General features: G+C 43.0%; 25 protein-coding genes. All 25 read left to right on the forward strand.

The window, feature by feature from the left end; all coding sequences use genetic code 11:
* Positions 1–2 precede the first annotated feature (2 nt).
* The 25 genes from AC4EHK_RS05760 (at position 3) to AC4EHK_RS05880 (ending at position 22254) form a co-directional block, all read left to right on the forward strand.
* Positions 3–536 (forward strand): YceD family protein, encoded by a 534-nt coding sequence (locus AC4EHK_RS05760; RefSeq protein ID WP_490977826.1) that lies wholly within the window; start codon positions 3–5, stop codon positions 534–536.
* Positions 537–560: 24 nt separating this feature from the next.
* Entirely contained in the window at positions 561–737 is a 177-nt protein-coding gene (gene rpmF, locus AC4EHK_RS05765) for a 50S ribosomal protein L32 (RefSeq protein ID WP_006828847.1), read from the forward strand.
* Between the two features lie 122 nt (positions 738–859).
* Positions 860–1612, forward strand: coding sequence for an enoyl-CoA hydratase/isomerase family protein (locus tag AC4EHK_RS05770; protein WP_490977827.1), 753 nt, complete (start codon positions 860–862; stop codon positions 1610–1612).
* Positions 1613–1865: 253 nt separating this feature from the next.
* Positions 1866–3215 carry an acetyl-CoA carboxylase biotin carboxylase subunit gene (locus AC4EHK_RS05775; RefSeq protein ID WP_490977828.1) on the forward strand — a complete coding sequence of 450 codons (1350 nt, stop codon included), beginning with the start codon at positions 1866–1868 and terminating at the stop codon, positions 3213–3215.
* On the forward strand, positions 3212–3427 hold the full coding sequence (locus AC4EHK_RS05780) for a biotin/lipoyl-containing protein (protein ID WP_490977829.1): 216 nt from the start codon (positions 3212–3214) through the stop codon (positions 3425–3427). The genes AC4EHK_RS05775 and AC4EHK_RS05780 overlap by 4 nt, the downstream gene beginning before the upstream one ends.
* A gap of 27 nt (positions 3428–3454) precedes the next feature.
* The gene (locus tag AC4EHK_RS05785; RefSeq protein WP_490977830.1) at positions 3455–5005 is read left to right on the forward strand and encodes an acyl-CoA carboxylase subunit beta; all 1551 of its coding nucleotides are present in this window, start codon (positions 3455–3457) and stop codon (positions 5003–5005) included.
* Between the two features lie 82 nt (positions 5006–5087).
* Entirely contained in the window at positions 5088–5951 is an 864-nt protein-coding gene (locus AC4EHK_RS05790; protein ID WP_490977831.1) for a ketopantoate reductase family protein, read from the forward strand.
* Positions 5948–6325 (forward strand): DUF3397 family protein, encoded by a 378-nt coding sequence (locus AC4EHK_RS05795; protein ID WP_490977832.1) that lies wholly within the window; start codon positions 5948–5950, stop codon positions 6323–6325. Before AC4EHK_RS05790 ends, AC4EHK_RS05795 begins: the two co-directional genes overlap by 4 nt.
* Positions 6326–6403: 78 nt before the next feature.
* A complete protein-coding gene (gene bshC, locus AC4EHK_RS05800) occupies positions 6404–8023 on the forward strand; it encodes a bacillithiol biosynthesis cysteine-adding enzyme BshC (protein WP_490977833.1) in 1620 nt (539 codons plus the stop codon).
* Between the two features lie 147 nt (positions 8024–8170).
* The gene (gene mraZ / locus AC4EHK_RS05805; protein WP_490977834.1) at positions 8171–8602 is read left to right on the forward strand and encodes a division/cell wall cluster transcriptional repressor MraZ; all 432 of its coding nucleotides are present in this window, start codon (positions 8171–8173) and stop codon (positions 8600–8602) included.
* A gap of 20 nt (positions 8603–8622) precedes the next feature.
* Positions 8623–9561, forward strand: a complete 939-nt coding sequence (gene rsmH, locus AC4EHK_RS05810; RefSeq protein ID WP_490977835.1) for a 16S rRNA (cytosine(1402)-N(4))-methyltransferase RsmH — start codon at positions 8623–8625, stop codon at positions 9559–9561.
* 12 nt (positions 9562–9573) lie between these two features.
* On the forward strand, positions 9574–9933 hold the full coding sequence (gene ftsL / locus AC4EHK_RS05815; RefSeq protein WP_490977836.1) for a cell division protein FtsL: 360 nt from the start codon (positions 9574–9576) through the stop codon (positions 9931–9933).
* Positions 9930–12254 (forward strand): penicillin-binding protein, encoded by a 2325-nt coding sequence (locus AC4EHK_RS05820; protein WP_490977837.1) that lies wholly within the window; start codon positions 9930–9932, stop codon positions 12252–12254. The genes ftsL and AC4EHK_RS05820 overlap by 4 nt, the downstream gene beginning before the upstream one ends.
* A 25-nt stretch (positions 12255–12279) precedes the next feature.
* A complete protein-coding gene (mraY, locus tag AC4EHK_RS05825) occupies positions 12280–13248 on the forward strand; it encodes a phospho-N-acetylmuramoyl-pentapeptide-transferase (RefSeq protein ID WP_490977838.1) in 969 nt (322 codons plus the stop codon).
* On the forward strand, positions 13249–14613 hold the full coding sequence (murD, locus tag AC4EHK_RS05830; RefSeq protein WP_490977839.1) for a UDP-N-acetylmuramoyl-L-alanine--D-glutamate ligase: 1365 nt from the start codon (positions 13249–13251) through the stop codon (positions 14611–14613). It abuts the gene before it with no gap.
* Between the two features lie 19 nt (positions 14614–14632).
* A complete protein-coding gene (locus AC4EHK_RS05835) occupies positions 14633–15418 on the forward strand; it encodes a cell division protein FtsQ/DivIB (RefSeq protein WP_490977840.1) in 786 nt (261 codons plus the stop codon).
* The gene (locus AC4EHK_RS05840) at positions 15396–16121 is read left to right on the forward strand and encodes a DUF881 domain-containing protein (RefSeq protein WP_490977841.1); all 726 of its coding nucleotides are present in this window, start codon (positions 15396–15398) and stop codon (positions 16119–16121) included. The genes AC4EHK_RS05835 and AC4EHK_RS05840 overlap by 23 nt, the downstream gene beginning before the upstream one ends.
* 16 nt (positions 16122–16137) lie before the next feature.
* Positions 16138–16854, forward strand: a complete 717-nt coding sequence (locus tag AC4EHK_RS05845; protein ID WP_490977842.1) for a DUF881 domain-containing protein — start codon at positions 16138–16140, stop codon at positions 16852–16854.
* Positions 16855–16856: 2 nt separating this feature from the next.
* Entirely contained in the window at positions 16857–17219 is a 363-nt protein-coding gene (locus AC4EHK_RS05850; RefSeq protein WP_490977843.1) for a small basic family protein, read from the forward strand.
* 102 nt (positions 17220–17321) lie between these two features.
* Positions 17322–18605 carry a cell division protein FtsA gene (gene ftsA / locus AC4EHK_RS05855; RefSeq protein ID WP_490977844.1) on the forward strand — a complete coding sequence of 428 codons (1284 nt, stop codon included), beginning with the start codon at positions 17322–17324 and terminating at the stop codon, positions 18603–18605.
* A gap of 58 nt (positions 18606–18663) precedes the next feature.
* Entirely contained in the window at positions 18664–19857 is a 1194-nt protein-coding gene (ftsZ, locus tag AC4EHK_RS05860; protein WP_006828828.1) for a cell division protein FtsZ, read from the forward strand.
* Positions 19858–19968: 111 nt separating this feature from the next.
* On the forward strand, positions 19969–20640 hold the full coding sequence (locus tag AC4EHK_RS05865; protein ID WP_490977845.1) for a YggS family pyridoxal phosphate-dependent enzyme: 672 nt from the start codon (positions 19969–19971) through the stop codon (positions 20638–20640).
* On the forward strand, positions 20637–21119 hold the full coding sequence (locus tag AC4EHK_RS05870; RefSeq protein WP_490977846.1) for a cell division protein SepF: 483 nt from the start codon (positions 20637–20639) through the stop codon (positions 21117–21119). The genes AC4EHK_RS05865 and AC4EHK_RS05870 overlap by 4 nt, the downstream gene beginning before the upstream one ends.
* 20 nt (positions 21120–21139) lie before the next feature.
* The gene (locus AC4EHK_RS05875; protein WP_490977847.1) at positions 21140–21409 is read left to right on the forward strand and encodes a YggT family protein; all 270 of its coding nucleotides are present in this window, start codon (positions 21140–21142) and stop codon (positions 21407–21409) included.
* 59 nt (positions 21410–21468) lie between these two features.
* Positions 21469–22254: a YlmH family RNA-binding protein gene (locus AC4EHK_RS05880; RefSeq protein ID WP_490977848.1), complete on the forward strand. Its 786-nt coding sequence runs from the start codon at positions 21469–21471 to the stop codon at positions 22252–22254.
* Positions 22255–22345: the final 91 nt, after the last annotated feature.

A 22345-nucleotide genomic window follows, 5' to 3' on the forward strand; every position in this document is an offset into this window, starting at 1 on the left:
TTATGAAAATAGCGATTCAACAGCTTCAAAAGCATCGCAGAGACGGACTGCCAATTGACCAAATGGTTCATTTGGATGCAGTGAAATCACGGAATAGCGATATTCGGGAAATTTCACCTGTACATGTTACAGGGCATTGCACAATTGGTTCGCAACAATTAACGTGCCAACTCCATCTCGAAGGCATGCTCACGCTGCCTTGTGCCAGAACTTGGGAGGATGTTGAGTTTCCGATTAATGTCGACTCGGTCGAAGTCTTTGATTGGTCTGAAGAGGCCGGAGAAGACAAGCTTAGTGATGTTCACGCAGTAGAGACGGAGATCATTGATCTTCAGCCGATACTGGAAGAACTAATTTTGCTGCAGATACCGATACAGGTGTTTAAGGAAGACGCCGATCAATCCGTTATCAAAGGCGGAAATGACTGGTCGTATTCAACAGACGAAGAGTACGAAGCCGAGAAAGAAGCGGCACCACCAAAACCAGATCCAAGACTTGCTGATTTAGCAAAGTATTTTGATCAGTCAGATGAATAGAATTAGTGTAAGGAGGTGTCACCAATGGCTGTACCAGCTAGAAGAACGTCCAAAACCGCTAAAAGAAAACGCCGTACACATTTTAAATTGTCAGTGCCGGGCATGGTAATTTGCCCAAGCTGTGGCGAAAGTAAATTGGCTCACCACGTCTGCAAAGCATGTGGATCGTACAAAGGTAAAGAAGTAGTAGCAAGCAAATAAAACAGTATTTGCTGCTGAAAGGCTATTGAGAGGCCATGGCTCTCGATAGCCTTTTTCTCTGGATATAAATAAGCAGCGGAACTGCACTGTCTGCAGTAATTCGGTTGAAAAGAGGGATTTTCTTGTCTTATTCGATTGATCTTAAGGATGGCATTATGACATTTACCATTAACCGGCCCCATATCCGCAACGCGGTAAACAGTGAAGTGACGGAGGGGCTTGAAGAGTTGGTGCACAAAGCACAGGATCCTTCTATCCAGTTGGTTATTATTACAGCAACCGGCAAGCAAGCTTTTTGTTCAGGAGGCGATCTTTCGGTGTTTCATGCGCTTCGGACAGAAGAACAAGCCTATGGAATGCTGAAACGAATGAGTGATGTGCTGTATTCAATCAAAACACTGCCTGTACCGGTTGTAGCGGTAGTCAATGGCGCTGCTGTCGGCGGTGGTTGTGAAATCGCTACAGCGTGCGATTACAGGCTTGTATGGGATCATGCGAAATGCGGCTTTATTCAAGGCACCCTCGCCATCACTAGCGGTTGGGGGGGCGGTACTTATCTTTTGGAGACTTTACAGCACGACAGAGCTTTGAAAATGCTTAGTGAAGCGAAAGTGTATACCGTAAATGAGCTGGAAGAGTTGGGCTGGGTTTCCGCCGTCGTCCATAATGAGCAGGACCTTGAAGTGTTTTTTGAATCGATGAAAAAAATCCATCCGGATGTTCACCGCGCCTACAAGGAAATGGCCATCCGCAAATGGCGCATAACCAATTTACAGGATCGTGTCGAACAGGAAGTCAGAAGATGCGCCATTCTATGGGAAAAAGATGCCCATCACGATGCAGTCGACAATTTTCTTAACAAATCCAAAAAATGAAATCCCTTTTCGGAGGGGTTTCTTTTTTATTGGAGCAGCAGAAACAAACAGTACGGAAACCCGTTCGGCTGTACGGAGCGAAGAGACTTTGGTTGCTTCAAATTTTTGGTGTGAGCCGCGCCCAAAGCAATGAGGGCAAGAGTATTCGGCTATTCAATTTACTTTGAAAAGAAATATTTTAATGAATAGTTGAAATCGCTTACAAAATTCGTATATGCTATAGAAGGGAGAAAACATAGGGGGTATTTCAAATATGAAAAAAATCCTGATTGCGAACCGGGGCGAAATCGCACGCCGAATTATTCGGACATGTGAGCGTCTTGGAATCGAAACGGTTGCCATTCATTCCGAGGCAGATGGGGATCTGCCTTACGTCAATGAAGCAACCGAAGCTGTGCTGATCGGTCCCAATCCGGTCGTACAGTCTTACTTGCAAATTGAAAAAATTATTGAAGAAGCTAAAAAACACGAAGTGGACGCCATCCATCCCGGATATGGCTTGCTATCGGAGAATGCTGATTTTGCTCGACGCGTGACAGATGCCGGAATGGTCTTTATTGGACCTTCGAGCGATATTATCGAAAAAATGGGAGACAAAATTGAGTCCCGAAGAACGATGATCCAGGCAGGGGTGCCTGTAGTTCCTGGAACAGAAGAAGGTGTGGCGACACTTGAAGAAGCCTTACAGGAGGCGGAAGCCATTGGCTATCCATTAATGCTGAAAGCGAGTGCAGGCGGTGGCGGCATCGGCATGGTGCGCTGTGAAAGTGAGCAAGCGCTCACTCAACAGTTTGCTTCTGTTAAGAATCGGGCCAAAGCTTATTTTGGCGACGACATTGTTTACTTGGAAAAATTTATCGCAGATGCTCGCCACATTGAAGTACAAATTTTTGGTGATCATCAAGGCAATTTGGTTCATTTGTATGAACGAAACTGTTCGGTTCAGCGCCGCAACCAGAAAGTAATTGAAGAATCGCCTTCACCCAACTTGCCGCAGGATGTACGCGAACGTCTTTGCGAAGCAGCATTGCAGGCCGGAAGAGCCGTTGGCTATACAAATGCCGGCACGGTGGAATTTATCGTGAGTCCAAACAATGAATTTTATTTCCTGGAAATGAACACGCGTCTGCAGGTAGAGCATCCGGTTACAGAAGAAGTGACGGGGCTGGATTTGGTGGAATGGCAGCTGATTGTCGCTGGCGGAGGAGCATTGCCTGCTCAGGAGACGATAGAGACCAAAGGGCATGCGATTGAGTACCGCATTTATGCGGAAGATCCAAAAACCTTTTTCCCTTCTCCTGGCAAACTTGAAAAGCTTCGCTGGGGAGATGGTGCGCGCATCGAGACCGGTTACGAAGAAGGCAATTTAGTGACGCCTTTTTATGATCCGATGATTTCAAAAATTATTATATGCGGTTCCGATCGTGTTGATGCACTGTCCAAGTCACAGACGTTTTTCAATAAGGCTATAATTGAAGGGGTAAAAACCAATATTCCCTTATTCAAAGAATTTATCAGATCAGAAGAATTTATATCAGGTGATTACGCCACAGCGGTATTGCCGCTGTGGATGGAAAAAACGAAGGAGGAATACACATTATGAAAGAATTAAGAGCGTCTATGGCAGGAACTGTATTGAATGTACTAGCAGCAGAAGGGGAAGCTGTAACACCCGGACAGGCTGTTTTGACAATTGAATCAATGAAAATGGAAATTCCAGTAGAAGCTGAATTTGGCGGCAAAGTGGAAAAAGTACATGTGGAAGTCGGCGGTTTTGTAAATGAAGGCGATCTGCTGTTGACTGTCGGGGAATAATCGATTTCAAGCAAAGGGGACGATGAAATGACAAAAACCACTGAAACAACGGGGTACAATGATCGCTTGGAACAAAAGCTCGCAAAAATTTTTGCTGGGGGACAGCAAAAATACCACGAGAAAATGAAAGAAAGCAATAAATTGTTTGTCCGTGACCGTTTGAAATTATTGTTCGATGATGAAAACTACGCGGAAGATGGGCGCTTTGCCAATGTTGAAGCAGAAGATCTTCCTGCTGATGGCGTTGTTACGGCGATCGGCAAAGTGAATGGCGAAACGGTTTGTGTAATGGCCAATGATTCAACAGTCAAAGCAGGGTCATGGGGTTCACGCACCGTTGAAAAAATTATCCGCATCCAGGAAACAGCTGAAAAAATGCAAGTGCCGATGCTGTTTTTGGTTGATTCTGCTGGAGCCCGGATTACTGACCAGCTCGATATGTTTCCAAATCGGCGAGGAGCCGGCAAGATTTTTCACAATCAAGTGAGAATGTCAGGGATGGTACCGCAAGTCTGCTTGTTGTTCGGTCCATCTGCTGCAGGCGGAGCTTATATTCCTGCTTTCTGTGACATTGTCATCATGGTGGAAGGCAATGCTTCGATGTACCTCGGTTCACCTCGCATGGCAGAAAAAGTCATTGGTGAAAAAGTTACATTGGAAGAAATGGGCGGAGCCCGCATGCATTGTACCGTCAGCGGTGTTGGTGATGTGCTGGTTGCTACAGAAGAAGAAGCTATCTCAGAAGCACGCCGCTATTTGCTGAATTTCCCATCCAACTTTGCTATGAAGCCAGAAAAAATTGAGGCGAAAGCGGCGAAAGCCGGACGTTCACTGGAAGCGATTATTCCAGAAAATCAAAATGCACCTTTTGATATGTATGAACTGATCGACCAATTGGTCGATGAAGGCAGCTTCTTTGATATCAAAAAGCTTTTTGCTGGAGAATTGATTACGGGTATTGCCCGTATCGATGGCCAAGTAGTCGGCATTCTGGCCAATCAGCCAAAAGTCAAAGGCGGCGTGCTGTTTGGTGACTCAGCTGATAAGGGCGCGAAATTCATCAATCTCTGCGATGCTTTTTCGATTCCGTTGCTGTTTTTGGCCGACGTTCCAGGCTTTATGATCGGAACCAAAGTTGAACGTGCCGGCATAATCCGCCACGGAGCCAAATTTATTGCAGCCATGAGTTCGGCAACGGTACCTAAAATCTCGGTTATCGTCCGCAAGGCCTATGGAGCCGGTCTCTACGCAATGGCAGGCCCTGCATTCGAGCCGGATGTCTGTATTGCCCTGCCGACAGCGCAAATCGCCGTAATGGGCCCTGAGGCGGCAGTGAACGCAGTTTATTCAAATAAAATTGAAGCGATCGAAGATCCGAAAGAACGCCTTCAGTATGTGCAGCAAAAGCACCAGGAGTACAAAGAAGAAATTGATATTTATCGTTTGGCATCTGAATTGATTGTTGATGAAATTGTGGCGCCTCATCAATTGCGTTCTGTGCTTTCGCAGCGTCTTTCTTTTTATGAAACAAAAGATTTGCCAATGCCATATCGAAAACATCCGATTTATCCTGTATAATAAAAGTTATTATTGGAAGTCTGCCTAATATGGGCAGGCTTCTTTTTTAAGAAAAAATTGTGGCACTGTAAGGAGTGATTCCGTGAAGTATGCAATTATCGGAGCTGGCGCCAATGGATTGCTGCCAGCCTATCTTTTGAAAAAAGCGGGCCATGAAGTGCAAATCGTTGCACAGCATGAAGGACAAGCCGCCTTAATTAACGAGCAAGGAATTATATACGGCGAAAATCGCCAACGCGTGAAAGCCTATACGGATATTGAACAAATTTCTCCAGATGCTTATGTTATTTTGACGGTGAATTACGAAGAGATGCCGCCAATCTTAAGGCTTTTGAAGATTCGATGCCCCAGCAACAAAATTATTTTTCTGCAGCAGGGCATGTTATTTTTAGAAAAAGCGAGAACCTTAGCTCACCGCCATATTGCTGCTGCAATTCTGGAAACAGACTGTGTTAAACTGAGCGGCAACAAAATTAGCTTTACTAGTACTCCACATATGACTTTAGGATTGGTTAAAGGGAATGCCGAGGAATTCCAGCTGCTTCTGGAAACAACAGCTTGGAAAAGTCTATGGGCAGATAACATCGAAGAACCGCTTTTCGAGAGGCTATTGTTCGGGAGCTTGATTGATCCCTTAACGGCCATGATGAGAATTCGGAATGGGGAATTGGTCACGAACCCGCATGCTTATGAATTGTTCCGAACTCTTTACAATGAATTGTATTTGGCGTTTCCAGAAATTGAGTCATTGCAGCCAATCGAAAAGGTTGCCGCTTTCTGTGCAGCTGAGCCTGATAGAATGTCTGCAATGTTTGCAGATCGACAGGCAGGCGATGCGATGGAAATAGACGGATTGATGTTATATGTGTTAAACCGATCAAATCTTGAATTGCCCCTATTTAAAGCTTTCTATCATCTTTTAAAAACAGTCGAGGTAGGAAAATGACATTATTACAAACTATTGGAGCTGTGTTTCTTTATATTCCTTTTCTTCTTTTCATCATTGTTTACTTTATTTCATTAAAGCTCAAAAATAAAAAAGCGCTTGGTGTGGCATCTGATATTACTACATTTTTGCTGTTTTTCTCCGTACCGGCATCAGTAGAAATCTTATGGGGGTATTCGGTTTCCTCTGTAATTTATTTTGTCGCGCTTGTATTGGCAATCGTCTTATTAATTATTGAATGGAGAACGGCCAAAGAAATTGAAATCATACCTTTTTTCCGTAAACTATGGAGAACATACTTTCTGGTATTGTCCTCTGTCTATGCCCTTGTCTGGCTTGTGGGACTGGTGACTGTGATTATTAAATCAATTTAGCAGGCGTATTTTTTTTCATTGGGAGATGCGTTTGCTATAGTAGATTTTAAATGTAAAGTAAAAAGGGGACTTTTTTTCATGAAGCTAGAGGAACAATATGTAGAACCAGCCAGTAAATTGATGAGTGATTATATAAATGGCAAATCGGCCATCCACAACTATTTTTCATATGACCCGGAGCCAGCTTCATTTGAAGAACGTTTGCTGAAACTTCAAGACCACACAGTTAACCGTCCACAAGTGGCCGGCATACTGCGTAACTATATGAAAAATCATGGATTGTCCCATGCTGCGGAAGACAATTTAAAAAGTTTTGAAGAAGGTGCACCAGTTGTTGTGACAGGTCAGCAGGCCGGATTGCTGACAGGTCCATTGTATACGGTACATAAAGCCATATCCGTGATCATCTTGGCTAAGCAAGCCGCTGAGCAACTGAATACTAAAGTTGTTCCAGTTTTTTGGATTGCCGGTGAAGATCACGATTTAGCTGAAATCAGCCATCTTTACCGGGAAGTAAATGGCCGGGTGGATAAACTGAACATCCCACATACCGAATATGGCAAAAACTCAGCATCTTCGGCAACGCTAAACCAAGCCAAGATTGCCTCTTTCTTGGAAGAATATTTCCGGAGCTTGCCTGAAACGGAACATTCAAAAGAAATTCACGATTTGGCTTTTGGCCTGTTGGAAAAATCTCTGTCCTACACTGATTTCTTCGCTTCGCTTCTTCATTACTTTTTCGAGGAAGAAGGGTTGCTGTATATTGACGCAGCAGACAAAGAATTTCGCCAATACGAATCTCCGTATTTTATGGAAATGATCGAACGAGCAGAAGACATTGCAGAAACGGTTGTTTCAACCGAACAATTGCTGTTAAAAGATGGTTACGCTGCGGTAATTGGTGCGGAAAGAAATGCAGCCAATCTGTTCATCACAATAAAAGGCGAACGGTTGCTGTTGGAACGTAATGGCACGGATTTTGTGGTCAACAATGGTGCTATCCGTTATACCAAAGAACAACTTCTCGAAATTGCCAAAACAAATCCGGAACTCCTTAGCAACAATGTGGTGACGCGGCCGATGATGCAGGAAATGGTATTCCCCGTCCTAGCCTTCGTTGGAGGTCCCGGTGAAATTGCTTATTGGGCAGCGCTTAAAGACGCATTTAAATTGGTTGGCATGGAACTCCCAGTAGTAATGCCGCGCCTTAGCCTGACATTGGTTAACCGCCAAACGCAACGATTGCTGGAAAAATACGACTTGGATTTTTCAACTATAGTAAATGAACATCGAGTTACGTTGCTGAGAAATGAATTGATGGAGTCAATTCGGGAACAGGAAGCTGAGGCATTAATTGGCAGTATTCAGCACCAGTTAGAATCAGCTTACGAGAAAATTCATCAGCAATTTTCTTCCATCAGCAAAGGGCTTTCACCGCTTGTTGAAAAAAACCTCCAGTTGCATGTTAAACAGCTAAGTTTTCTGAAAAATAAGTTGCAGGATGAAGTGATGCTTCAAAACAGCATCGAGTTCGGGCACTACGATTCCATCGAAAATGAATTGCTGCCGAACGGCGGTTTCCAGGAACGCATCTACAGCCCTTTTATTTACATGAATCAGTATGGTCCGGACCTTGTAAAAGATCTTTTGAGACTGCCTTTGAAATATGACAAAAACCACAAAATAATTTGGTTATAAATGGTAAAAGCCTGCATATGCAGGCTTTTTTTATGTCAAAATAACTTGTTGAGATATTTTATTGCAACAAACTTGAAATATTTCAAAAACAAGTGGTGACAAGTGGGGGATTGTGGTACATTTATTACAATAAGTGGGGTGAAGGGCATGTTCATGGGCGAATATCAACATAGCGTTGATGCAAAGGGACGGTTAATTGTTCCGGCTAAGTTTCGTGAACTGCTGGGTGAACATTTTGTCATTACTCGAGGCCTGGATCAATGCTTGTTTGGCTACACGATGGAAGAATGGCAGAAAATTGAAGAAAAACTGAAAGAGCTTCCAGTTACTAAGAAAGACGCTCGTGCTTTCACTCGTTTCTTTTTCTCAGGTGCCACAGAAGTGGAACTTGATAAGCAGGGGCGCGTCAATATACCGACGACGTTAATTTCTTATGCGAAACTTGAAAAAGAATGTGTCATTTTAGGGGTGTCCAACCGCTTTGAAATATGGGCTAAAGATTCATGGGAAAGCTATTTTGCAGCATCTGAAGATTCTTTTAATGAAATTGCGGAAAATTTATCTGATTTTGACTTTTAGAAGTGAACGGGGGGAATGGATTGTTCAATCACACCACGGTTTTACTGCATGAAACTGTCGATGGTCTGAACATTCGTCCTGACGGCATATATGTAGATTGTACGCTGGGCGGAGCAGGGCACAGTGAATATTTGGTTCAGCAATTATCTGATGAAGGTCATTTATATTGTTTTGACCAAGACGCGACGGCAATAGCTCATGCAAAAGAAAAACTACAAGATTACTTACATAGAATTACGTTTATCCATGCTAACTTTAAATTTTTAAAAGAAGAACTTGAAGTTCACGGAGTAAGGAAAGTCGATGGCATTTTATACGACTTGGGTGTTTCTTCTCCACAACTGGACACACCTGAACGCGGTTTCAGCTATCATAACGATGCACCGCTGGATATGCGGATGGACCAAAGTGCTGAGTTAAGTGCCTATCATGTCGTGAATGAATGGTCATTCGAAGATTTAGTCCGAATTTTTTACCGCTATGGCGAAGAAAAGTTTTCGAAACAAATCGTTCGAAAAATCGAAGCGGCAAGAGAAAAACATCCCATTGAAACGACAGGGCAGCTGGTTGAATGCATCAAAGATGGCATTCCTGCTTTTGCCCGCCGAAAAGGCGGCCACCCGGCCAAGCGAGTATTTCAAGCGATTCGAATCGCTGTAAATGATGAACTTGGTGCGGCAGAGACATCCTTGCAGGATGCAATCGATGTTTTGGCAATCGGTGGAAGAATTAGTGTCATCACTTTCCATTCACTTGAAGATCGGCTTTGCAAAGCAATATTCAAAGAATCTTCATCGCTTCCGGAACTGCCTCCGAATTTACCGGTAATCCCGGATGGCATGGAGCCTATATTAAAACTAATTACAAGAAAACCAATCCTGCCTTCAGAAGAAGAGCTGGCACATAATAACCGGTCAAGATCCGCTAAGCTGCGGATTGCAGAAAAAATAAACGAGTAAGGACGTGTTCAGATGGCGTTGAATGCAAGAACTGAAACCTACATCCAACAGCCGGCCGTTCCTCAAAATCCGAGTCGGCAGCCGGCAAGAAAAAAAGGCTTAATTACTAAGGGCGAAAAAATATTGTATTTATCTTTCGTAGCAGTCTGTATCTTATGTGCGTTATTGGTTCTGCAGAATCAATCGACGATTCAAGCTTCTACTCAAGAAATTCAAACAATTGAACAATCAGTCAATGAAATAACGAAGCAAAATACAGACTTGTCTGTACAGGTGAGCGAACTGTCTTCATATGAGCGCATTTGGTCAAAAGCAAAAGAACTTGGCCTAAAATTAAATGAGCAAAATGTAAAGGTAGTGCCTGGACAATGAAAAAAAAGTTTCGATTTCAAGGGGGAGCCTTTCTGCTGTTTTTGTTATTTGCAGGGCTCTTTTTCCTTTTATTGACTAGAATTGTGACCATACAAGCCACGGGAGAAGTGGAAGGACAAGAACTCGCTGCCAGAGCTGCGGCTAAATACAGCCAGGAAGAAGTATTGACTGCCGAGCGTGGACGCATTCTTGATCGCAGCGGAGAAGTGATCGCTGAGGATACACTGACATATAAACTGGTTGCTGTGCTTGATGAATCTGCTACTCAAAAAGCAAGCGATCCGCGGCATGTAGTGGATGTGGAAGAAACAGCAGCTAAGCTATCGGGTTATTTAGATGCTTCTGAAGAAAGTATTTTGGAAACACTTCAGACAGGTATTGAAAATGACCGGTATCAAGTGGAATTTGGTTCTGCCGGACGCGAAATCAGCCATACGCTTATGCTGGAAATGCAAGAAGAAGAAATACCGGGTTTATTATTCGTGCGTGATTTAAAACGGCTTTATCCTAATGGCGTATTTGCTTCCCACCTTGTGGGCTATGCCATGAAAGAAGAGTTAGAAGATGGCGAGACGAGAACGACCGGCAGAATGGGACTCGAATCTATACACAACGATGTTTTGACTGGCCAAAATGGCAAAATAGAGTTTGATACAGATAAATGGGGCTTTTTGCTGCCAAACAGCGAATCTGCAGTCACTCCGGCTGTAGATGGCTCAGATGTCCAGCTGACATTGGACAAAACTTTGCAAAATTTTCTAGAAGATGCGATGTCCAGTGTTCAAGAAGAATATGATCCGACACGTATGATTGCCGTTATTGCTGATCCGAAGACAGGCGAAATTCTGGCAATGTCACAACGACCGACATTCAATCCGAATACACGTGAAGGCCTGTCCGAAAATTGGTTGAACGAAAGCATTCAGTTAACAATTGAACCGGGTTCCCCAATGAAGATGTTTACATTGGCGGCAGCAGTCGAAGAAGGCAAATGGGATCCTAATGCTACGTACAAGTCTGGTACATATTCGCTGTTGGACAGTACAATCGGTGACCACAACAGTGGACGAGGCTGGGGAACGATTTCTTATCTAGAAGGTTTTCAACGATCATCCAATGTCTCGATGGCCTATTTATTGGAACGCCTAGGTGCAGATACATTCATGACGTATGTTGATGCCTTTGGTTTTGGTGAACAGACTGGAATTGATTTGCCGCAAGAAGCATCGGGTACCATTCTCAATCAATACCCGATTAATAAATTAACTACAGCGTATGGACAAGGTTCGACGGTAACGCCAATTCAACTGATCCAAGCTGCCTCTGCAATTGCAAATAAGGGTGTGATGATGAAGCCGTACGTTATTGACCAGATTAAAAATGCTGACACCGGAGAAGTGTCTGTTAAAAGTGAGCCTGAAGAAGCAGGGCAGCCTATATCTGCAGAGACTGCAGATAAAGTAAAAGAAATATTGGCTTCAACTGTCACGTCTGAAGTTGGTTCAGCCCGCGGATTTGCTTTACAAGACTATACGACGGCTGGCAAGACAGGTACTGCTCAAATTCCAAAAGAAGGCGGCGGTTACCTCCAAGGCAGCAATAATTACTTGTTTTCGTTCCTTGGAATGGCTCCCGCCGATGATCCAGAACTGTTGATTTATATTGGTGTACAGCAGCCAAATCTGCCAGCTGATGAATACGGATCCGTACCTGTTTCAAAAATTTTTACTTCTGTCATGGAAAATGGATTAAAGCATATGAACATCCAGCCGGAAAATATGGCTGAGGCAACAACGATGCCTGTTGAAGATTATACTGGCCAAACGCCTGCGGATGCAGCTGAAGCTTTATCTGCGCTAGGTCTCGAAGCTGTTATGATAGGCGATGGGGACGAAGTGGCTGCTCAATATCCCGAGGCTGGCAATACTATACTTGATGGCGGACGGGTTATTCTTAAATCTGCTGGAAAAACAAGTCTTCCTGATTTTACAGGGTGGTCCAAACGCGAACTGCTGGCTTACCAATCATTGAGTGGTTTGACACTGGAAATTGCAGGACAGGGCTATGTGATGACGCAAAGCGTTGCAGAAGGCGAAGTGATAGCGGATAATGAGTCAGTGGTGATTGAACTTCATCCCCCAGAGATTTATTATCCTGCGCAAGCAGCTGCTGAAGAACAAGAACAACAGCAAGCTGATCAGGAAGCTTTAGAAGACGTTGGACCTGATACTGACAGGGCAGAAACGGATTTGGAACTTGAAATAGAAACAGAAATAGAAACAGAAATAGAAACAGAAATAGAAACAGAAACAACCGAGTAATCTCGTGTTTAAAGGAGCTCTCTAAATGAACGTATATCTAATAATGGGTCTTGTAATTGCTTTACTGCTAACGGTCGTGCTAATGCCACTCTTTATTCCTTTGTTGAAACGAATGAAGTTTGGCCAAAGCATCCGTGAAGAAGGACCCCAATCACATATGAAGAAAACCGGCACCCCTACTATGGGCGGCCTGGTTTTCTTAATTTCCATCATTGTTACTGTACTGGGTGTTGCTTGGTACGCCGAGCTGTTGACCGCAAAAGTCCTCATATTGTTATTGGTTCTTTTCGGATACGGATTGATCGGCTTTTTGGATGATTTTATCAAAGTGGTAGTAAAGCGAAACCTTGGATTGACTTCCTTGCAAAAATTGATTGCTCAAATTGTTATCGCGGTCATTTCATTCGCCGTTTTGAGTAGCATTGATTTTGAAACAGGCGTTTCTATTCCGTTTACAGATGTTTCACTTGAATTGTCATGGCTTTATGTGTTCTTTATTGTCTTTTGGCTGGTTGGTTTTTCAAATGCAGTCAATTTAACGGACGGGCTTGACGGCTTGGTAGCAGGAACAGCATCTATCGCTTTTGCGGCATTTGGTATGTTGGCGATTTACCAAGATGAAATCGGAATCGCCATTTTCACTTTTTCTGTTACCGGCGGACTGCTCGGATTTTTGATTTTCAACAAATACCCTGCCAAAGTTTTTATGGGCGATACGGGCTCACTGGCTTTGGGTGGGGCACTTGCAATGGTGTCCATCTTATTGAAACAAGAATTGTTGCTGCTGTTGATTGGACTGGTATTTGTTCTCGAGACAGCTTCTGTTATTTTGCAAGTGGGCAGCTTTAAGCTGCGCCAAAAACGGATTTTTAAAATGAGTCCGATTCATCATCATTTCGAATTGAGCGGTTGGTCAGAATGGAAGGTAGTCCTTGTTTTTTGGTCAGTTGGTCTTATTAGTGCGGCAATCGCAGTCTTTTTGGAGGTAATGTAAATGAAAGAGGCGCCACAATTATATCAAAAGAAAATACTGGTTTTGGGGCTGGCGAAAAGTGGTTTTACTGCTGCCCGTATTCTTCACAAACTTGGAGCATTTGTTACGGTAAATGATTCCAAGCCTTTTGAAGAAAATCCAGAGGCACAGGAATTGCTGAATATGGGCGTTACCGTGATTTGCGGCAGGCACCCTGAAGATCTTCTGGAAGAAGGCTTTGAACTGGTTGTTAAAAATCCGGGAATTCCCTATAGCAATGTGTTGATTGAATCGGCTATTGAAAAGAATATCCCGGTATGGACTGAAATTGAACTCGCTTATTTGATCAGCGAAGCGCCATTTATCGGGATTACGGGATCAAACGGAAAAACGACTACTACGACATTATTGTTCCACATGCTCAACCAAGACAACAAAAGTCCGTTGATTGCTGGAAATATCGGAACGGTCGCAAGTGGAGTTGCGGAAAAAGCGAAAGCCAAAAATGTTATCGTGACTGAATTGTCATCATTCCAACTAAAAGGAACTGCGGATTTTCGTCCTGAAATTGCGATCATTACAAACATATACGAAGCTCATTTGGATTATCACGGAACCATTGAAGATTATCGCGCTTCCAAAATGAAGCTGACTGAAAATCAGACAGAAGAAGACTACTTTATTTACAATGCAGATCAACCACTATTGGTGGAACATGCGAAAAGCTGCAAAGCCAAGCTTGTGCCGTTTACACTGAAAGGCCGGACAGCTACCAGCATTAGTGCAGACAATGAGTTTGTTTACTGGCAGGGCGAGAAATTGATTGAACGTTCACAAATTATATTAGGTGGTCAACACAACCTAGAAAACATTCTTTCCGCTACAGCAGCGACCTTGATCTTAGGTGGAACGAAAGAAACTGTCATCCGTGTTTTGACTTCATTTACAGGTGTTAAACATCGCTCTCAATTTATTGTGGAGTGGGAAGGCCGTAAATTCTATAACGATTCAAAGGCAACTAATGCTTTAGCTACAAAGAGTGCGCTTGAAGCTTTTCCTGAGAATATTATTTTGTTGGCAGGTGGATTAGATCGCCAACATTCCCTGGAAGAAATTCGTCCGTATATGGACCGTGTGAAAGCCTTGATTACTTTTGGAGAAATGGCACAGCGATTTACAGCATTTGCGAAAGATTGTGGCGTGCCGACAATTGTACAAGCGGGGCTAATGGACGACGCAGTTGAAAAGGCCATTAAGCAGTCAGGCAGTGGTGATACCATTTTGTTGTCACCTGCATGTGCAAGTTGGGATCAATACGAAAGTTTTGAAATTCGCGGAGATGCTTTTATTACCGCAGTTCAGCAAATGACGGAAGCAAACGAATAAAAGATAAGGAGCAGCAATTATGGACAAAGTGATTGACATCGAAGAACGCATCCCGACGCTACGAGAGCGCCGGCAAAAAAGAACCAATCGCAAGTTCGTGGCGCTGCTGTTCATTTTTCTTACTTTGCTTGCCGTACTTTTATACAGCCAGTCGAGGTACAGTGAAATTCAAACCATCACTATTGAAGGAGCTGTCCTTTTTGACCAGGAAAGCTACCAGGCAGCAAGTGGATTAAACATCGGCGACTCGATGTGGTCTTTTGATGCAAGAGCTATTTCGCAACAACTGGAAAACCTGGAGTGGATTGAAGAAGCATCGGTCAAAAAGAACTGGTTGACCGGCGTGGAAATCCACTTAAAGGAATATGTTCAGATGGGCTACCTGGATCGCGGCAACAGCTATCAGGTTGTCCTGTCGAATGGACTGGCTCTGGACCAACCCGTTACCAATGTTGATGGAGCTATTTACTCAAATTTTGAAAACGAAGAAAAACGAGAAAAGCTGATTGAACAATTAATCCAAATCGATTCTGAAGTTCTTCAGTTAATTTCACAAGTGATTCTGGATCCGGAAGAAGAAGATGCGGATTACGTCACTTTGTACATGAATGACGGAAACGAAATTCGTGGGATTTTAAGTACCTTAGCTGAAAAGATGAATTATTACCCATCAGTCATTGCCCAATTGGAAGACGGCCAACAAGGGGTAATTGATATGGAAGTCGGTATCTTTTTCCGTTCCTATGCAGATGTTTATGGTTTTGCAAAGGAAGGTGCTGAAGATGAAGCAATCGAAGAAGAATAGCCGAAAAAGTTTCAGTAAATCCATTGTGTTTTCATTAGTCTTTTTAGTATTGGGCTTTATCATGGCCTATTCCTATAGTTTATCCAGTGCCAACAAAGAGACAGAAGAATTTACTGGAGGCGCATTTTTCGAAGAGGAAGAACAAAATCGAAAAGAATTAATTGAACAACAAGAACGCAATAAAGAGTTGCGAACCGAGCTGCAGAAGAAACAAAGTGAAGTTCAGGAATACGAACGATCTTTTGCTGATGGAGAAAATCGGTATACGGAATACGCTGCCGAAGCAGAAGAGCTGCGAAGATTTTTAGGGCTGGTGCCTGTTCAGGGAAACGGTTTGAAAGTGACGCTGCAGGATGGCGGCTATAACCCTGATTCTGTTAATCCTAATGATTATATTGTTCACGAAAGCCATGTGTTTCAAGTGATCAACGAACTGTATATATCTGGTGCCCAAGCCATCTCAATTAATGGCCAACGAATCCATGGAAATTCGTATATTGTTTGTACGGGGCCGGTTATTACTGTAGATGGTATACAATATCCAGCTCCGTTTGTTATTGAGGCGATTGGGGAGCCAGACGTGCTTACTTCTTCAATGGAGTTGACAGGTGGAATCATGGATCAATTGATCAATGATAATATTATTGTGACCTTGGATGACGGTCAGCTGATCAAGATGCCCGCCTTGCTGACAGAATCATGATTAAGGGGGAATTCATGTGAAGAAAAGGATTCTTACCCGGTTCACGGCAATTATGTTTATCATTGGTTTGATGGCAGCGATCCAATACAATACAATCAATGAACCCAATCTCCGCGATACACGGGATGTATGGGAAATCAGGCAGGAATTGGCCAGAGAAAATCAACTTCACTCTCAACTTTTGTCTGAAATAGCATCACTTGATGATACCTTGGAGAAATACGGAGCGGCTTCAGATGCCAGTCCGGAACAAGCTTTGCGGGAAACTGCTGTCGAACTGAGAAGTGCTGCAGGTTTGTCAGAAACGACGGGTCCAGGAATTGAAATTTCTGTCGAACCTTCTTTGGAAGCGGTTGCGATGGGATTGCAAATTGAAGGGATTTCACCAAGCTTGCTAGTTCGACTCGTCAATGAAATCAACCGCAATAATGCGCTTTATATTTCCATTGACGGCAACCGTGTCATTAATACAACTGCGATTCGGGATATAAACGGCCAAACTACTGTGAATGCGAAGCCGGTGAATACGCCGCCTTTTTCAATAAAAATTGTTTCTGATTCGATGGAAGACACGGAAAAGCTGTATAATCATTTATTAGCGTCTCGTATTCTCGATGACTTTTATATCGACAACTTAACTTTGACGATTTCAGAGCCGACAAACGAGCTGGTGATCGAGGCATACGATGACGTTGTGAACACCAATTATTTACAGGCGTCAGAGGAGGAATAGCGATGTGGCTGTCAATTTTAGGTTTGATTCTCGGAATATCGCTTGGACTTCTTACGGATATCCAAATTCCGCCTGAGTATGCCAATTATTTATCAATTGCAGTACTGGCATCACTCGATACTCTTTTCGGTGGAATACGGGCTCACTTGCAGCAAGTATATGATGACAAAGTATTCGTTTCCGGGTTTTTCTTCAATATTATTTTGGCAGCGGGGCTTGCTTTTCTTGGCGTCCATTTAGGTGTAGATTTGTACTTGGCCGCAATTTTTGCATTCGGTGTTCGTTTGTTTCAGAACATTGCAGTCATCCGCCGCATAATTTTAGTAAAATGGACCGAAAAGAAAGAAGTTAGAGAAACAATTTGAACAATCAAAGGAAATTTTTCTAAGTTTTGCGATTTTCTTAGACAAGGTGCATAATTTACAATAGAATATAAGTACAGCAGTTTAATAAGGAGGTGCCACGAATTGAGTCAATCAGAATTATACGTAAGTCTAGATATCGGTTCGTCATCCGTTAAAGTTTTAATCGGGGAAATGGCCAACAAGTCGCTTAATGTAATTGGCGTCGGGAATGTAAAATCTAATGGGATAAAAAAAGGTGCGATTGTTGACATAGATGCAACGGTGCAGTCCATTAAGAAAGCTGTCGATCAAGCAGAGCGCATGATTGGCAAATCAATCCACGAAGTCGTTCTTGGAATTCCGGCAAACAAAGCTGTGCTTCAACCCGTCAAAGGAATTGTTGCCGTAAACAGCGAAAATCGGGAAATTACCGATGATGATTTGGATCGTGTATTGGAAGCGGCTCAAGTGATGTCAATTCCGCCTGAACGGGAATTGGTCAACATTATTCCAGAACAATACGTAGTTGATCATTTGGGTGAAATCAAAGATCCGCGAGGCATGATTGGTATCCGCCTTGAAATGGATGGTACAATGGTGACAACTTCAAAAACCATTCTGCACAACGTCTTGCGTTGCGTAGAAAGAGCAGGGCTTGAAATTCGTGATATATATGTCCAGCCGCTTGCTGCAGGAAGCTATGCATTAACTGAAGACGAGAAAAATCATGGAACGGCATGTATCGATATCGGTGGAGGTTCTACTTCTATTGCCATCTTCCAAGACGGCCACTTGACCGCTTCTTCTGTTATTCCAGTTGGAGGCGACCACGTTACAAAAGATTTGTCCATCATTTTAAAGACACCGACAGATCAAGCCGAAAAAATTAAACTCGAACATGGCCATGCATTTTTTGAAGATGCTTCAGAAGATGACGTCTTTGAAGTTCCGGTTATTGGATCGGATTCAACTGAACAGTATAACCAAAAATACATATCTGAAATAATCGGGGTTCGCCTGGAAGAACTTTTCGAACTGATTTTAGATGAATTTTATCGCCTCGGTGTCCAAGACCTGCCAGGAGGAGTCGTTTTAACTGGTGGTATGGCTAAATTAGATGGCTTGCCGGAGTTAGCCCGCAACATTCTGCAGACACGTGTCCGTTTGTTCACTCCAGAATTTATTGGAGTACGTGAACCGCAATACACGACAGCTGTTGGGTTAATCCAATATGCGTACATGGAAGACGTTTTCTATGGTCGCGTTGGAAATGGTGGAGCTGTTTCTGGAACTGCAAAAATTGAGCATCAGGAAGTACAGCAGCCTAAGAAACAAAAGCAGCCAAAACAAAATTCCGATGGTGTTGTAACTAAAGCCAAGAAGATGTTTGATCGATTCTTTGAATAAAATCAACATTGTATCTAGCTTGCATAATAAAAGCTAAGCAATTTTAGGAGGAAAAAGAATGTTAGAATTTGATACAAATATTGACGCACTGGCCGTAATAAAAGTTATCGGTGTAGGCGGCGGCGGTAACAATGCTGTTAACCGAATGATAGAGCACGGAGTACAGGGTGTAGAATTTATTGCTGTAAACACAGACGCACAAGCTTTAAACTTATCTAAAGCGGAAGTGCGCCTTCAAATTGGCGGAAAACTTACGCGTGGACTTGGTGCCGGAGCTAACCCTGATGTAGGGAAAAAAGCGGCAGAAGAAAGCAAAGAGCAGATTGAAGAAGCTCTTCGTGGAGCAGATATGGTTTTCGTCACTGCTGGAATGGGCGGCGGTACTGGTACTGGTGCAGCACCTGTTATTGCTGGAATAGCTAAAGAGCTTGGCGCATTAACTGTAGGCGTTGTAACACGTCCATTTACTTTTGAAGGTCGCAAGCGTTCTACACAGGCAATCGGTGGTATTTCAACTATGAAAGAATCTGTCGATACATTGATTGTCATTCCAAATGACCGTCTTCTTGAAATCGTCGATAAAAACACGCCAATGCTTGAAGCATTCCGCGAAGCGGATAACGTGCTTCGCCAAGGTGTATCTGGTATTTCTGATTTGATCGCCGTACCTGGATTGATTAACTTGGATTTTGCCGATGTTAAAACAATTATGTCCAACAAAGGATCTGCATTGATGGGAATCGGAGTTTCTTCAGGAGAAAACCGTGCTTCAGAAGCGGCTAAAAAAGCTGTTTCCAGTCCATTGCTTGAAGTTTCCGTTGATGGAGCTAAAGGTGTCTTAATGAATATCACAGGTGGTTCAAACCTTAGCCTTTATGAAGTGCAGGAAGCAGCGGACATCGTAGCTTCAGCATCTGATGAAGAAGTAAATATGATTTTCGGATCTGTTATCAACGATAACCTAAAAGATGAAATTATCGTGACGGTTATTGCTACTGGTTTTAATGAAGAGCAGTTGCAGCCAAGAACGCCTAGAGGATCTGGATTGAATTCAAGCCGAGTTCAATCGATTCAACAGCAGTCACCGGCACCTTCAATCCGTGATGCACGCCGCGAAGACCAACGCCGCGACGAGCAGCGTCGTGAAGAACAGCCTCCTTATTACAATCAGGAACCGCAAAGACAGGAAAAAAATAATGATGATGCATTAGATATTCCTACGTTCTTACGCAATCGTCAAAAAAGACGTTAATCCGAACAGCTGCCGGTTGGCAGCTGTTTTTTTTTAGGCAATGGGCTCGATTGATAAATTAGCCAAATCTTGTTACAATAGACTGGACTTCTATAGAAAAGTTGTGAATGTATGAAACCAATAAAACCAGTGTTTGAAGAAATAACTGAGCAGCTAAATGCCGTGAGAGATGGTATACAGGTTATTGCTGTTACTAAACAAGTAGGCTTAGAACGTACGAAAGAAGCAATCCAAGCTGGAATTCACCATTTGGGAGAAAATCGCCCCGAAGGTTTGACGCAAAAACATGAAACAATTGTCGAAGATGTGTCATGGCACTATATCGGCAATTTGCAAACAAGAAAAGTAAAAGATGTCATTGATAAAATTGATTACCTGCACTCATTGGACCGTTTAAGTTTAGCTAAAGAAATACAAAAACGGGCAAGCAGTCAAATCAAATGTTTTGTGCAAGTAAATGTGTCAGGTGAAGAGTCGAAAAGTGGACTTTCACCTAGTGAGACTTTGGACTTTATCGAATCCTTAAAACCTTATGATAAAATTCAGGTAGTCGGATTAATGACGATGGCACCAAATACAACGGACGAGCTTGAGATTCGTGAAGCTTTCAAAGGATTAAAATTACTCCAACTCCAAGTATCAGAAAAACAATGGAACCATGCACCATGCACAGAATGCTCCATGGGCATGTCCAATGATTACTTAATTGCTGCACAAGAAGGGGCAAGTTTTGTCCGGATTGGAACAGCGTTAGTCGGCTCGGAAAGTGAGGCAAAACAATGAGCGTTAAAAACAAATTCAAAAATTTCTTTTATTTAGATGAGTATGAAGAAGAACAAGTGCGGGAACAGCCTGCACCTCAACAAAAGCCAGCTCCTAGGTATGAAAAACCGGCCCCCGCAATACAAGAGCCGAAAAAAGCACCGAAAGAACGGCGCCAGAAAGTGGAGGAGACCATTGTGCCTAATTTAGTCAGTTTGCAGAGTGCTTCAAAATCTTCAAAAGTCAGTTTGGCAGAGCCAAGAGTTTATGCAGAAGCACAGGACATTGCAGAGAGCTTAAAAAGCAAGCAGGCTGTGGTTGTTAATCTTCAACGCATCGAAAAAGATCAAGGTCTTCGGATTATTGATTTTTTAAGCGGAACAGTCTATGCCCTTGGCGGAGATATTCAACGCATTGGAACCGACATCTTCTTATGCGTACCAGACACTGTTGAAGTGGACGGCGCCATTTCAGATTATTATTACGATGATCAACAATAAGAGGGGTGCCATAAAATAATATGCTATTTCTTGTAGAGCTATTACTTTCAGCTATTAACATCTATTTCTTTATTCTCATTATCAGTGTCTTTATGAGCTGGGTGCCAAGCATCAAAGAGTCGAGCTTTGGCCAGATGATTTCCAAAATCACGGATCCCTATTTGGATATATTCAGACGTTTTATTCCACCAATCGGCATGATCGATATTTCTCCGATTGTGGCAATTTTTACGCTTAGATTAGCAAGCCAAGGAATTGTTGTCCTGGCTAATTATTTTCTTCTTAATTGACCTCACGTTATGTGAGGTCTTTTTCTTGAAGAATGGACTAAATGCGAAGGAGAATTTACATGGAAGAGATATTTCAGCATTTTAGAAAAGAAGAACAACAGTTTATTGAACAGGCATCCGGATGGCTTCGTGAAGTGGAAGACCGCTATTCACCTAAATTGACCGATTTTCTGGATCCTCGCCAGCGTTTTATCGTAGAGGCCGTGATGGGGTCAAGTGAGGTAAAAATGATGGCTTCGGGAGCTTTCAAAGAGGCTGAAAGACAGCGGGTGCTGCTCTACCCTTCTTATTTTGAACCTCAGCAGGAAGATTTCAATATGACAGTTTTCGAATTAAAATACCCGTCAAAGTTCGTCAATTTACGCCACCCTGATATTTTAGGGTCATTAATGTCGCTCGGACTCGATCGCAGTAAATTTGGAGATATCCGGATCGACAACGAACGTGTCCAGCTTGCGGTCATGAATGAAATCAGTCCGTATTTGCAAAGCAATTTCATCAGTGCTGCGAAAGTGAAAGTTCATTTGAATGAAGTGACTGAAGTCAGCGATTTGATTGAGACGAGCGAAGAATGGACAGAAGAGTCGTATACAGTCAGTTCAATGCGATTGGATACGGTGATGAGTTCGGTTTATAATATTTCCCGTCAAAAAGCGTCTGCACTGATTCACGGCGGAAAAGTGAAAGTCAATTGGACCTTACAGGAACAGCCATCGTTCGAGCTGCACGAATCGGATATGATTTCTTCGAGAGGTTATGGACGAGTCCGCTTAATAATGATCGAGGGCCGCACCAAAAAAGACAAAGTCCGGCTGCAAGTCGGCCGCCTGGAAGCAAAAAAATAGGCGGCTTTTAAAAAATCCGAAATAATACTGAAATTTCGAGTCATGAACGGTATAATAGGAAGATAAGATGACAAGTTAAGGAGAGGTTTAC

It is taken from the genome of Planococcus sp. TJ-307, from assembly GCF_058268435.1.

Coding starts and splice junctions, on each gene's coding strand:
- ftsZ (WP_006828828.1), top strand. CDS start 18,664: ATGTTAGAATTTGATACAAATATTGACGCACTGGCCGTAATAAAAGTT.
- AC4EHK_RS05880 (WP_490977848.1), top strand. CDS start 21,469: ATGGAAGAGATATTTCAGCATTTTAGAAAAGAAGAACAACAGTTTATT.
- murD (WP_490977839.1), top strand. CDS start 13,249: ATGAAAGAGGCGCCACAATTATATCAAAAGAAAATACTGGTTTTGGGG.
- AC4EHK_RS05795 (WP_490977832.1), top strand. CDS start 5,948: ATGACATTATTACAAACTATTGGAGCTGTGTTTCTTTATATTCCTTTT.
- mraZ (WP_490977834.1), top strand. CDS start 8,171: ATGTTCATGGGCGAATATCAACATAGCGTTGATGCAAAGGGACGGTTA.
- AC4EHK_RS05865 (WP_490977845.1), top strand. CDS start 19,969: ATGAAACCAATAAAACCAGTGTTTGAAGAAATAACTGAGCAGCTAAAT.
- rpmF (WP_006828847.1), top strand. CDS start 561: ATGGCTGTACCAGCTAGAAGAACGTCCAAAACCGCTAAAAGAAAACGC.
- AC4EHK_RS05760 (WP_490977826.1), top strand. CDS start 3: ATGAAAATAGCGATTCAACAGCTTCAAAAGCATCGCAGAGACGGACTG.
- ftsL (WP_490977836.1), top strand. CDS start 9,574: ATGGCGTTGAATGCAAGAACTGAAACCTACATCCAACAGCCGGCCGTT.
- mraY (WP_490977838.1), top strand. CDS start 12,280: ATGAACGTATATCTAATAATGGGTCTTGTAATTGCTTTACTGCTAACG.
- AC4EHK_RS05870 (WP_490977846.1), top strand. CDS start 20,637: ATGAGCGTTAAAAACAAATTCAAAAATTTCTTTTATTTAGATGAGTAT.
- AC4EHK_RS05850 (WP_490977843.1), top strand. CDS start 16,857: ATGTGGCTGTCAATTTTAGGTTTGATTCTCGGAATATCGCTTGGACTT.
- AC4EHK_RS05835 (WP_490977840.1), top strand. CDS start 14,633: ATGGACAAAGTGATTGACATCGAAGAACGCATCCCGACGCTACGAGAG.
- AC4EHK_RS05875 (WP_490977847.1), top strand. CDS start 21,140: ATGCTATTTCTTGTAGAGCTATTACTTTCAGCTATTAACATCTATTTC.
- AC4EHK_RS05840 (WP_490977841.1), top strand. CDS start 15,396: ATGAAGCAATCGAAGAAGAATAGCCGAAAAAGTTTCAGTAAATCCATT.
- AC4EHK_RS05775 (WP_490977828.1), top strand. CDS start 1,866: ATGAAAAAAATCCTGATTGCGAACCGGGGCGAAATCGCACGCCGAATT.
- bshC (WP_490977833.1), top strand. CDS start 6,404: ATGAAGCTAGAGGAACAATATGTAGAACCAGCCAGTAAATTGATGAGT.
- AC4EHK_RS05785 (WP_490977830.1), top strand. CDS start 3,455: ATGACAAAAACCACTGAAACAACGGGGTACAATGATCGCTTGGAACAA.
- AC4EHK_RS05780 (WP_490977829.1), top strand. CDS start 3,212: ATGAAAGAATTAAGAGCGTCTATGGCAGGAACTGTATTGAATGTACTA.
- AC4EHK_RS05820 (WP_490977837.1), top strand. CDS start 9,930: ATGAAAAAAAAGTTTCGATTTCAAGGGGGAGCCTTTCTGCTGTTTTTG.